The organism is Clostridium oceanicum (assembly GCF_039521385.1).
Classification (GTDB): Bacteria; Bacillota; Clostridia; order Clostridiales; family Clostridiaceae; genus Clostridium_F; species Clostridium_F oceanicum.
The window spans coordinates 151,398-163,471 of the sequence record NZ_BAAACG010000008.1; the positions used below are offsets into that span (position 1 = coordinate 151,398).

At 26.0% G+C, this 12,074-nt stretch carries 8 protein-coding genes; all 8 read right to left on the reverse strand.

All coding sequences use genetic code 11. The annotated features are described in order from the left end of the window. Positions 1–152 precede the first annotated feature (152 nt). The 8 genes from ABDZ71_RS06920 to ABDZ71_RS06955 all read right to left on the reverse strand — a co-directional run bounded on the left by ABDZ71_RS06920 (position 153) and on the right by ABDZ71_RS06955 (position 11,992). Complete coding sequence (locus ABDZ71_RS06920; RefSeq protein ID WP_343760219.1) at positions 153–2,798, reverse strand: acyl-CoA reductase; 2,646 nt, start codon at positions 2,796–2,798, stop codon at positions 153–155. Between the two features lie 14 nt (positions 2,799–2,812). Then, positions 2,813–3,934 carry a LuxE/PaaK family acyltransferase gene (locus ABDZ71_RS06925; protein WP_343760221.1) on the reverse strand — a complete coding sequence of 374 codons (1,122 nt, stop codon included), beginning with the start codon at positions 3,932–3,934 and terminating at the stop codon, positions 2,813–2,815. 342 nt (positions 3,935–4,276) lie between these two features. After that, positions 4,277–5,581 (reverse strand): MATE family efflux transporter, encoded by a 1,305-nt coding sequence (locus tag ABDZ71_RS06930; RefSeq protein WP_343760223.1) that lies wholly within the window; start codon positions 5,579–5,581, stop codon positions 4,277–4,279. A gap of 69 nt (positions 5,582–5,650) precedes the next feature. Beyond that, positions 5,651–6,490: a MerR family transcriptional regulator gene (locus tag ABDZ71_RS06935; RefSeq protein ID WP_343760224.1), complete on the reverse strand. Its 840-nt coding sequence runs from the start codon at positions 6,488–6,490 to the stop codon at positions 5,651–5,653. A 165-nt stretch (positions 6,491–6,655) separates the two neighbouring features. Beyond that, a complete protein-coding gene (locus ABDZ71_RS06940; RefSeq protein ID WP_343760225.1) occupies positions 6,656–7,375 on the reverse strand; it encodes a FadR/GntR family transcriptional regulator in 720 nt (239 codons plus the stop codon). A gap of 318 nt (positions 7,376–7,693) precedes the next feature. After that, positions 7,694–8,788 (reverse strand): NAD/NADP octopine/nopaline dehydrogenase family protein, encoded by a 1,095-nt coding sequence (locus tag ABDZ71_RS06945; RefSeq protein ID WP_343760227.1) that lies wholly within the window; start codon positions 8,786–8,788, stop codon positions 7,694–7,696. Between the two features lie 95 nt (positions 8,789–8,883). Further along, a complete protein-coding gene (locus tag ABDZ71_RS06950; RefSeq protein ID WP_343760229.1) occupies positions 8,884–10,323 on the reverse strand; it encodes a sodium:solute symporter family protein in 1,440 nt (479 codons plus the stop codon). A 574-nt stretch (positions 10,324–10,897) separates the two neighbouring features. Beyond that, on the reverse strand, positions 10,898–11,992 hold the full coding sequence (locus ABDZ71_RS06955) for an NAD/NADP octopine/nopaline dehydrogenase family protein (RefSeq protein WP_343760231.1): 1,095 nt from the start codon (positions 11,990–11,992) through the stop codon (positions 10,898–10,900). Positions 11,993–12,074 lie beyond the last annotated feature (82 nt).

Sequence of the window (12,074 nt, forward strand, 5' to 3'; positions counted from 1 at the left end):
TAATTATACTAATGAAATTATATATAACTTAAATTCCATAAAATCAGAAAAATATGCGAAAATATAAAATCTACGCATATTTTAAAAAAATTTATTAATTTAAAATAAATATACAAAAACTAATTTACTAATTTTTATATTTTAAAATCACACTAATATATTCTTCTATCTATAATCTTTCTTATTTTACCAGTACGTCCAACACGTTCTATAGCATACGGTGGCAATAATTCAATATTAATATTATTAATCAAATTATTTCTATAATCTTTTCCTATACTCCTTATATTAGTTTTTAATAAAAGTTTAATTTTATTTATGAGCATTTCTTTATTATAATTAGCATTTTTACTTTTAGTTTCTATTTTAAAAATTATATCTCGCATCTTATCTACATTTTTAATTATAATCTGAAAAAATGGAGAAACTTCCTTTACATTTTTTAAAACTCCTTGCACATCATTTAAATATATATCTGATACATTAAGTCTGATGACATCATCTGTCCTTGATAATAGTTTAAATTTTTTAGATGTCCTACCACAACTACAAGGCTCCTCTATCCATTTTATTTTATCACCTATTCTATACCTTATTATAGGATTAAGTGTTTTATTTAAAGATGTAACTATTGCTTCTCCATTCTTGTCACTTTCTAAGTAACACCAATCCTCTAAAACATGGTGCTCACTACCCTTACAGTGTGGACATTGAAATCCTATAGGTCCTATTTCTACTGCAGCATAACTAAATGATGAAATTATCTTAGCACCTAAAATGTTTTTTATATATTCCTTAGCTTTCATAGACATATGTTCTCCACCATAATATATTTTCTCTATTTTTATATTGACATGGATCTTTTCTATCTCTTGAGCTAAAAGTATAATATTACCTGGAAGACCTACAATTACATTTGGTTTAAATTTTTTTAAATATTCAATAGTCTCTCTCTCTGATTGATTAGCAGTTATGGGTAATATTTTACACCCAGTTTCTTCTAGTCCTTTATTAACCGCTAAAAATGCTGTCCAAAAAGCTCCTACTTTCATATAATTAACAACAGTATCTTCTTTAGTAATACCGACAGCTTTAAAGCCTTTACCAAATACTTTTTGAGATTCTTTGAATTCATCATAAGAATATTCTACATATTTCATTTTCCCAGTAGTTCCCCCTGCAGAAAATACATAACTGTTGTTATTCTTTCTTGTTATCATTTGATTTCCTTTATCTACACTATTGTTAAAAATATGTTTTTTTTCTAGTATTGGAATATCTTTAAATTCCTCTAAACTTTTTAAAGGTAATTTAACCTTTTTATAAAACTCCTTATAAAAAGGTGCTTTTATAGCCTCTTTTAGTAATAAATTTAATTTTGAAAGTATAATATCATCTTTTTTTATATTAGATGCAAAATCCAAAGCTAACTCACTTTCTTTTAAATCTTCTTTATTTATATGTCTTACAAGCAAATTACAAAGATATACTCCATCATGAGGAGCTGATTCATCATTATTTACACTCATAGACCCTGGTCTACAAAATCTTAATACACCATAATCTATAAATTTTTCTACTTTATCCTGCAAATTTTCTTTACAAACTATCCCTACAGTAGACATATAATATTTTAATTTTTCTATATTTCCTTTAAATATATCTTTATAACTATGGACTATATTTATATAAATGGTTCTATTTAATGGTGAGCTTATAATTTTATTACTTTTATTAACTATTACAGTATGAAAACCACATCTTCCCTCTAAAAGTTGACACTTTCCATTAAACTGCCTCCATTTTTCAATTTCTCTTTCTTTTCTAATTTCCACCTTAGAATCTAATTCTAGTTGATTTTGAGGAAATTTTAAGGCTAAATTTTCTAGTTCATTATATAAACTATCTATAAATAATTTAACATTACTAGAATCTTCTATAAATATATTTTGACAGCTTGTACAAGCTCTTTGTTCCCAATATACTATGTCTTTTGCAAAACCTTTAGCTGAATTTTTGATTTCATCTCTTTCTAAATCTTTACATACAAGTCCAAAGCTTATTTTAGGACCAAAAGAGTAAATTTCAGTTTTAGCTGAAAGTCCATTTTTATAATTTACAACAGCTTCTTCTCCTCCGAATATTAGTACAGCATCAAATTGATTTTTAACTGTTTTTTCTATTTCAATATTCTTTCTACTCCAATAGGTAATAGCTATATATGGAATTATAATTCTATCTTTATCAATCTCCATTAATGCCTCATAAAACAAACTTGGAAATAAAAAATCTTGGCTAGAGACTTTTAATATATTTATGTTTTTAGTTATTATTCCAGTTATAAGTGAATCTATAGATCCTAAAAAAATATTTCCTGCCGTTATATGAAGAACAGATCCTATTGGAACAGATCTATCCATTTTATTATATTTATCATTTATAAAATAATCTAAACTATTATAATTCCCTATAGATTTTAATCTCTTTTTTAGATTGTCCACTGTAAGCATTTGGGGAAATAAATCCATTGCAAGTTCTATCATTTCTTTAGAGTAATTAGTTATAGCTGGCATATTTTTAATTATTTTTTTATAATAATAATCATTTTTATTACTAATTTTATTAGCTGTTTTTTCTAATATTAATAATATTTTATCTATAGGTATTTTTCTAAAATCCTTAGACTTTTCACATAATATTTCTTTAGAAAAATATTTAGTTGCTTTTTCTTTTGTTAGTTCTCCATTTATATTCATCTTTTCACCATAAAATATATGTTTAAATTCCTTTAAATTCATATTAACAACTCCTATTAGTTTTCATTTAAGATTTCTTGAGCCATAATAGCGCATCCCTTATGTTTTTTTACTCCTCCACGTCTTATAGTCTTTATATAATCTCCTTTTATACCACATTTACAATCCTTATCTATTGTTACTAGATCTGTTGATAATATAGACAGGTTAGATTCAGCAATATTATATGGTGTCATTAATTGAAGTAAACCTTCTTCTTTATAATCTTTTTTCTCCATAGTTATAGGATCTCTAGCTAAAATTCTACTATAAATCGGTACATGCAAATGCCCTTCTGAACATGAACAATAAGGAACGCCATGTTCTGCCATTCCATATGTATCTCTTATATTACAAGGATTTAATCCTATATTTTCATTCATGTATTTAACAAAATTTTTTAAATCCATACTTTTACCAAGATGGTTTTTCCATCCTCCTCCAGCTATAACAAAGGATTCTTCTTTCACTTTAATATGACCATATATTTTTCTTATATCTTCTACCATCTTATACATAAAAGCAGGAAATCCTAACAATCGAACGGGAGCTTCTCTACTTAGTTCAACGAATTTCTTAGCCCATTTTTTGCTATCAAAATAAAATTCTTTTTTCTCCTCATCCCATTCAATCATCCAATTTACTGAAAGTTGTGGTGCTAATTTTAATATTTGATTGTCACTCCAACTTGTCCCAATATCACTAGCATTTTTTATATCATAAGAAAATAAAAAATAGTGAGCTGGTATTTTACTCTTAAACCCTATAGACTGGAATGCATTAAATGATAACTGCTCTAATCTATTAATTGAACCTTTATCAAAAAAAGCTTGTGTCTTTTGGCCATTAGTACCAGAACTTGTTAATATCATATCTAAATCTTTTTCTTTAAAATTAGAAAAACTGTTTATCTTCATAGTTCCTACAAAAAGATAAGGCATTCTATACAAATCATCAATATTCCTAACATTTTTTATATCAAATTGTTTTTTGTTTGATAAGTATTTTATATAGGGTTGCTTTTGTATTTGAATTTTATAATTCTCAATCATACTATTTACAAATAATTCATTTGTTTCTTTACAAAAATTAAACGCATCTTTTCTTGCGCATAATTCATTAATATATGATATTTCCATATAATTTCCTCCATATTTGTTATTTTATTACATTAATATTCTAACAAAATTTAAAAAAATTGCAATATTTTCTTCATTAATTTATTTCTTAGAACTTATATTCTTCATTTTTTAAAGATATTTGAATGCTATAGGCTCTAATTATATTATTTAATTTATTTTCTAAATTTTTACATATAAACAGCTATATTTTCTATACTATTATAAAAAATAAAAGCTTAAATGTAGAAATAATAAAAAAAGACCAACAGTATTGCTACCTGCGGTCTTTTAATCTTGAATAACTAAGAAAATTTTTTAATATTTTATATAAAATAGATTTAACACTATATAAATTTACCTTTAAACTGTACTCATACTTTTTTTAACATATATTAAATATAAAACTAAAAAGAATGTACAAAGCTCTGCTATAATTATTGAAACCCATATACCTATATCCCCTAACATTAAAGGTAATACTATCAAATAAAATATTGGAAATATTATTCCTCTACTTGTAGAAATAATATTAGCTATTTTAGATTTTTCTATAGATTGATAATAGGTTATATTTATTATATTTAAAGATGCAATTACAAAAGAAAAAGCATATATGATAATTGCATTATAAGTTAAATTTATTAATGTTTTATCACCATTAAAAATTGCAATTATTTTATCTCCAAAGAAAAATAAAGCACCATATATCAAAGCTGAAGATATAAAATTAGTCTTTAAACCCATCTTGAATATTTTATCTACCTTCTCATAATTTCCTCTTCCCTTATTGTAACTTAATAAAGGTTGTATACCTTGAGCTATACCTATAAATAAAGCTATAAGAACTGTACTTATATAACTTATAATACTAAAAGCTGCTACACCAATTTCTCCAATTCTATTTATGATTACAATATTAAAAGAAAATATACTTATAGCTGGAGATATTTGTACAATAAACTCTGGTACTCCTGCTTTGAAGATTCTCTTAATATTTTCCTTTTCAAATTTAGGAATATACAGTGTTAAACTTCCTTTTTTTCTAATAAAATGAGTTAATAAAAAAGCTATACTAACTAACTGTCCTAATCCTGAAGCTACGGCTGCGCCAGCTATTCCATAATTTAATTTAAAGATAAAAATGTAATCTAAAACTATATTAGTTACACCGCCTGCAATTAAAGAAAACATAGCTAAATTTGGATTACCATCATTTCTTATAAACGCACTTAAAGCTAAGCTACCTGCAAATCCAAAACCAAACATCATATAATAACGAATATATACAGCTGTTCCATCAATAAGTTCAGGACTTGCACCTAAAAATCTAGCTATTTTATATGGAAAAATAACACTTGTTATTGATAAAACTGCTATTATAAATATTATGGAAAATAAACTCTGCATGAAAATATCATTTCCTTCTTTTTGTTTATTTTCTCCAAATTTTATAGACATTACAGCAGAGCCACCCATAGTTAACATCATTGTTATTGCTATCATAAGTGTTACAAGAGGTACTGCCACATTTACTGAAGCTAAAGCACCTACCCCTACACCTCTTCCTACAAATATACCATCTACAACTGCATAAAGTGCTGAAACCATCATTCCTATTATAGATGGAACAGCATATTTTCTGAACTCTTTCCATAGTAACTTCATAATAATCTCTCCTATAATTTATTTCCTAGAAAATATTATAAAGTCTATACTAAGTATAGAGTCAAGCATTTAAATTAAAATTTGAATTTCATATAACATATCACCATTTTCCAATTGATCTATAGTATTAAATAATTGACTTTCTAAAGCAACTTCTTTAATATCTATCTTTTTTTCTATAATATACTTTCTTAATTTATCTATTGCATCTTCCCTATCTTTATCTAAATAAGATATACAAATAAAATTTCCTTTTGGAATCTTTTTTATATCTATTTTTAAATTTTCAATACAATAATTAAATTTATACTTAAGTTTATCGCTTGAAACTGTAGATAATATAGAACTATAAATCATTGTTCCTTTTTTCAAAAATGCTTCTAAATCAAAAAAATATCCGAATTCTCCTTCATACATTATTTCATTTTCTTCTAAAATTTTATCAAACTTTCTAGATTTTATTTCTATATCACTTTTAGTATCCTTTATATTCTTTAAAGTATTTACAACAAATCTTTCATCTAAGTCTCTAAAATATATCTCATTTTGATTAGAAATATTTAAAGCATATTCAATTTTATTTTCTATGTTTTTAATACTTTTACTCATATTATTTAGTCTAAAAATTTCTTTTTCTAGTTCTTCATGTTGTTTTCTTATAAAAGACAACATTTTATAAATATCTTTATCATCTAATACATTTTTCAAATTTTTAAGAGGTGCCCCTATAGACTTAGAATATTTTATTAAATCTATATATATAAATTGGTTTATTGTGTAATATCTATAATTTGTATTTAAATCTACATATGCTGGTTTTAAAATTCCTATTTTATCATAATGTCTTAAAGCTTGAATAGAAATATTATTAATCTTAGCTGTTTCTCCTATAGAAAAATATTTTTTCATAAATTCCTCCAAATAATATTTAAATATACTTATAATCTTATTTTATCAAAAATACATACATTTATTATTCATAGTCTCTTAATATTTATATATTTTTATAAAATATATAAAGAAACTCACTGATAACTTAATTTAATCAGTGAGTTATAAAAGTAACAATTTATATTAATTTTCTTCTTTTTCAATTAGTTTCATATTCTCATAGGCTTTCATGCTATCGTATATATGATTGTATAATAGTTTTTTTGTTTTTTCACAATCTCTATTTTTTATACAATCAAGTATATGGTTATGATTTTCCACTTCTTTTAATAATTCTTTGTTATCAAGATACCTGTGAATATTCAAGAATCTTTGAGCTAATAATTGGTCTGTTATTGAACTCAAAAACTTACTTAATATATTATTTTTAGATGCCTTTGCAATAATCATATGAAAATCCAAACCAATTTCTGTAGTATAAGTTCCTTTTTTTATTGTCTCTATACTTTCTTTAAGCAAAGCTTCTAGTTCAGAAATATCCTCTTCATCGGCACGCTGCGCCGCTAAAAATCCTAATTCTGGTTCTATTATAAGCCTAGTTTCCATTAATTCTTTTATAGAACTTTCGCTTTTTAATACAGATAATAACTCCATTCTATTTATATTACGTAAACAATCTTGTGATAAAAAAGTCCCTCTTCCTGGTTTAGCTTTTATTATTCCTGATAACTCTAAAGATTTTAAAGCTTCTCTTATACAATTTCTGCTAACTTCAAAGGCTTCTGATAAGGCTATTTCCCCTGGAATTTTATCTCCCGGCATCCATTTTCCATCTTTAACCATTTGAATTATTTGCTTAGTAACTTCTTCATACAATGTTGTTCTACTTGCAGGTTTAATCAAATATATCCTCCCCTTTTGTCCACCTATTAGGATAGTATTAAAATATAAGATAGGTTAAAATTCTAATAAATGTTTTTAGTTATCTATATTTAATTCATCTTTATAAATTAAATATAATTATTGTTTGGTTGTCATACAATTATTATTAATTATAACATATATTATACACTTTAATTCTTAATTATTGATATTAAAATAACAATAATCAAAAAAGTATATTCTATAAATGAAATATTATAAATATATTGACCATTCCTTTATAGAATATACTTTAAAATATCAAAATTTTAATCTAATTGTAAATATAAATATTTTATACTATGCTCCTTTTTTTACATACTCAAGAAGTTCTTCTTTAGAGCAATCTTCTAATCCTAGTGTTTCTACAGTTCTCCCTTTAGAACTTAATTTATCTCCAAGAACACCTTTAACTAGATTAACTATAGTTTCCATTTTAGTAACATTAACATTTAATTTTTTTCCTAAAGATACTATAGGAACTAATGAATTTGGTATATCTTCTAAAAGATATCTAGTATATAATGTTTTTTGACCTTTAACTCCATCATAAGATTTATTATCTTTAACTGCATCTGAAAAATTTTCTCCATGAGCATCATACATAACATCGAACCATTCCATCATAGGTTTTAGTTTTAAGCCTAAAGCTTTTCCAACCTCTAATCTTTCTTTATCCATTTCTTCTACAAAATGACCTATTGCTGGAGTAAACCCATCATAGTAATATAACCAATCTTCTTGAGAATCTATCCTTCCTGCATTTAATATTGTTGGAGCTGGATGAAGCATTGCATTTATATTTTCAAGACTTGTTATCAAAACATTTTCTGCTTCTTTAAATTGAGGAAACACAGTATTTAGTTCTTTTAAAACTCTCTTATTTTCTGAAGAAGGAAGTGCTGCTGTTAATACAACATTTTTCAATCCATAAATATGTGCATGACCTGGTTTTGCTGCTCTACAAACATATACTAAAGTTTGAGTCTCTGCTAATGTAACTTTAGCCTTACAATTTTCATCATCTAACACCTTTCTAAATTCTAGAGCTCCACAAGTAGCATTTGGATGAAGAAGTATTGTTTGACCATCTTTAAGATATGGTGCACAAGCCTTTGCTATACTAGCATGATAAAGAGATGGTAACACTACTATTATCATATCTACACCATCAATTACTTCTTTTATATTTGTACTTGCCATTTTTACTTTTCCAAAACCTTCTATGGCTCCATCTACTTCTATTCCACCTTTTTCATTTATAGCATCAACAGTTTTTTGTGAAACATCATATATTTTTACTGGATGACCCATTATCCCTAAATGTCCAGCCATTGATTGTCCGCCATTTCCAGCTCCTATTATAGCCCAATTTAATGTTTTTTTAGTTTCCATAAGATAATCCCCCTTTTATTTTATATAACACAAAATTTGTACTATTGTATTAATGTCATACATTTAATATTAAAATTTTAAGATTATATTTTCTGCTATTCTTCAATTGATACTTTTTTCACTTCCATATCACTGTTTATTTCTCTATTTGTAAAATAACTTATTATAATTAAACCTAAAAGTGAACTTATCAATCCATAAAAAACATACGGAATACTTGAATTCATAACCTGTGCTAAGCCGCATGCTAAAATACCACATATCATACTTCCTATAGCCCCTTTAGATGTTAAGAATTTCTTGTTTCTTAAAAAATATCCTAGGAAAATCGGTGACAACAAAGCTGAAGCAGAATATGCATAGGTTGATACTAACCAATTTAAAGCATGTGGATAAAATATTGATAAACAAACTGCAGAAAATGTAACAACTACACATAATTTTCTTGAAAGTCTTAATATTTTTTTATCATCTTTTTTATCGTTTTTACCTTTATTAAGAACTTTATTATAAACATCTGTTGTAAGATTTACCACTATAGATTGAACTGCACTATCAATAGTTGACATTATTGTAGCAACTAAAAATCCAGAATATATTGCCATAAACCATACTGGTACTTGAGTTAAAAACCATCCTGCTGCCATTTCTGGTGCAATGTTTGGATTTAATGATCTTATTGATATCCCCATAAATGATGCCCATATATCTCCTGTAAATATTGCTATTGCACTTACTACAAGACTTATTCTAACTTTACTTACACTATCTACAGCAAATATACGTTGATAACTAGTTTGATTGGTTACTCCTCCTGGTAATACAGCAAGAGCCCATAAAGTTATAGTATATACTCCAGCTGCAGTCATACTATCTGGAAATTTCCAAATATTCTTTGGAACATTATTTACAATAGAATCAAATCCTCCACCCATTTTTAATACAAAAATTACTGATATTAATGACATAACAATCATAAGACAGCCAAATATAAAATCAGTCCAAGCAACTGATGCAAGTCCTGCTGGAAGAACATAAGCTAAACTTATTATTGCAAAAACAACTATTAAAACGTTTACTGAAAAACCAGTTAATGAAGAATACAACTTTGCAAATGATACTAATTGAGTACATATCCAACCAAAAGGTACTATAATAGTCATTAAAATAGTAATTATGGTTAATATTTTATTTTTTCCATATACCTTTTCAATTATATCTGGAGTTGTTGTAAATTTTTCACTCCTAAGCCATTTTGCTATTATAGTTAAAACTAAAAATACCGCTGCTAATAAAATACCATAAGTAAGTGCAGACCACCCATTTTCATAAGCTATACCTACATGAGCAACTAACATTCCTCCCCCCATAACAGTTGCATACTGAGATCCTATTATTACATAAATGGGAAGAGATCTTCCTCCAACTGCCCAGTCTTCTTTTGTTTTAACTTTTTTACCAATTCGCAAGGATATTAATGCAGCACCAAATAACACTACTACACTACTGATAATTATTAATACTACCGGATTCATATATAGCCCCCTTTCTTTATATACATACCATCCCCTAACTTTCAAGAAGCAACTTTATATATTTTGTATTGTTTGTATTATTTTTCCTTTAATGTAATTGTACTACATTTAAACAGGAAGGTCAAGATACTTTTATAATATTTTCTATTTTCAGAATTTTCAACTTACGGATTTTATTAACATTATAAAAATAAGCATAAATTAAAATGTTTCACAGATGCTTTGTAAATATAATAACTTATATGCTATTGATAGTTTTACTATTATTATGTTACAAAAACCTATTTTAAGAGAAACTAGTATACCAATTAATTATTTATTTCCATGCATTTTAATTTCCTAGAATATTTATTTATATTTAATATTTTTATGATGTAATATCTTTTTATCCCTTAAACTAATCTACTTTATCTATAATAAGTCTATATAAAAATCAATAATTTATTTAATAATAAAAAGCATATTATATAAAAAAACAGTTATTCTTTTTTATATTAGAATAACTGTTTTTACAAAATATACTTTGTAATTAAAACTTTAGTTTAATCATAAATCAAATATTAGATTTTTTATATTAAGCACCTTCATTAACATATTTAAGAAGCTGCTCTTTAGAATACTCTGATAATCCCAATGATTCTAAAGTTCTACCTTCTGAATTCATTTTATCCCCTACCATACCTTTAACCAAATTAACTATAGTTTCCATCTTAGTTACATCTACATTGAATTTTTTTCCAAGAGATACCATTGGAACTAAGGCATTAGGTACATCTTCTAAAAGATATCTAGTATATAATGTTTTCTGTCCTTTTATTCCATCATAAGATTTATTATCTCTTACTACTTCTGATAAATTATCTCCACAAGCATCATACATTATATTATACCATTCTATTACTGGTTTTAAATCTAATCCTAATGCTTTTCCAATTTCTATTCTCTCTTTATCCATTCCTTGTACATAATTTCCAATATTTGAAGTAACTCCATCATAATAATATAACCAATCTTCTTGTGAATCTATTCTTCCTGTATTTAGTATTGTTGGAGCTGGATGAAGCATTGCATTTAAGTTTTCAAGACTTGTTATAAAAACATTCTCTGTCTCTTCAAATTGTGGAAAAGCTTTATTTAATTCATCTACTACCATTTTATTTCTAGAAGAAGGTAGAGCTGCTATAGCAACACTATTTTTCAACCCATAAATATGTGCATATCCTGCTTCTATTATTCTGCATGCATATAACAAAGTTTGAGCTTCTGCTATTGTAACATCAGCAGCACATTTTTCATCATCTAACACTTTTCTAAATTCAAATGCTCCAAATGTTGCACTTGGATGAAGAAATATTGTTTGTCCATCTTTAAGATGAGAAGCGCAAGCTTTTGCTATACTTCCATGGTATATAGAGGGCAATACAACTATTATCATATCTACTCCATCAATTACTTCTTCAATATTTGTACTAGCTAATTTAACTTTTCCAAAGCCTTCTACAGCTCCATCTACCTTTATTCCACCTTTTTTGTTTATAACATCAATAGTCTCTTTTGAAACATCATATAAATTTACTGGATAGCCCATAATACCTAATTGACCTGCCATTGATTGTCCACCATTTCCTGCACCTATTATAGCCCAATTTAAAGTTTTTTTAATTTCCATAGTATAAACCCCCTTAGAATATATGTCATTATAAATGTATAATTGTATTATTGTAGTACATTTATATTTAAAAATTTAATAT

Bases quoted from the DNA above. Each gene is read 5' to 3' on its own strand.
- ABDZ71_RS06920 (WP_343760219.1), bottom strand. From the start codon at position 2,798: ATGAATTTAAAGGAATTTAAACATATATTTTATGGTGAAAAGATGAAT.
- ABDZ71_RS06925 (WP_343760221.1), bottom strand. From the start codon at position 3,934: ATGGAAATATCATATATTAATGAATTATGCGCAAGAAAAGATGCGTTT.
- ABDZ71_RS06930 (WP_343760223.1), bottom strand. From the start codon at position 5,581: ATGAAGTTACTATGGAAAGAGTTCAGAAAATATGCTGTTCCATCTATA.
- ABDZ71_RS06935 (WP_343760224.1), bottom strand. From the start codon at position 6,490: ATGAAAAAATATTTTTCTATAGGAGAAACAGCTAAGATTAATAATATT.
- ABDZ71_RS06950 (WP_343760229.1), bottom strand. From the start codon at position 10,323: ATGAATCCGGTAGTATTAATAATTATCAGTAGTGTAGTAGTGTTATTT.
- ABDZ71_RS06955 (WP_343760231.1), bottom strand. From the start codon at position 11,992: ATGGAAATTAAAAAAACTTTAAATTGGGCTATAATAGGTGCAGGAAAT.
- ABDZ71_RS06945 (WP_343760227.1), bottom strand. From the start codon at position 8,788: ATGGAAACTAAAAAAACATTAAATTGGGCTATAATAGGAGCTGGAAAT.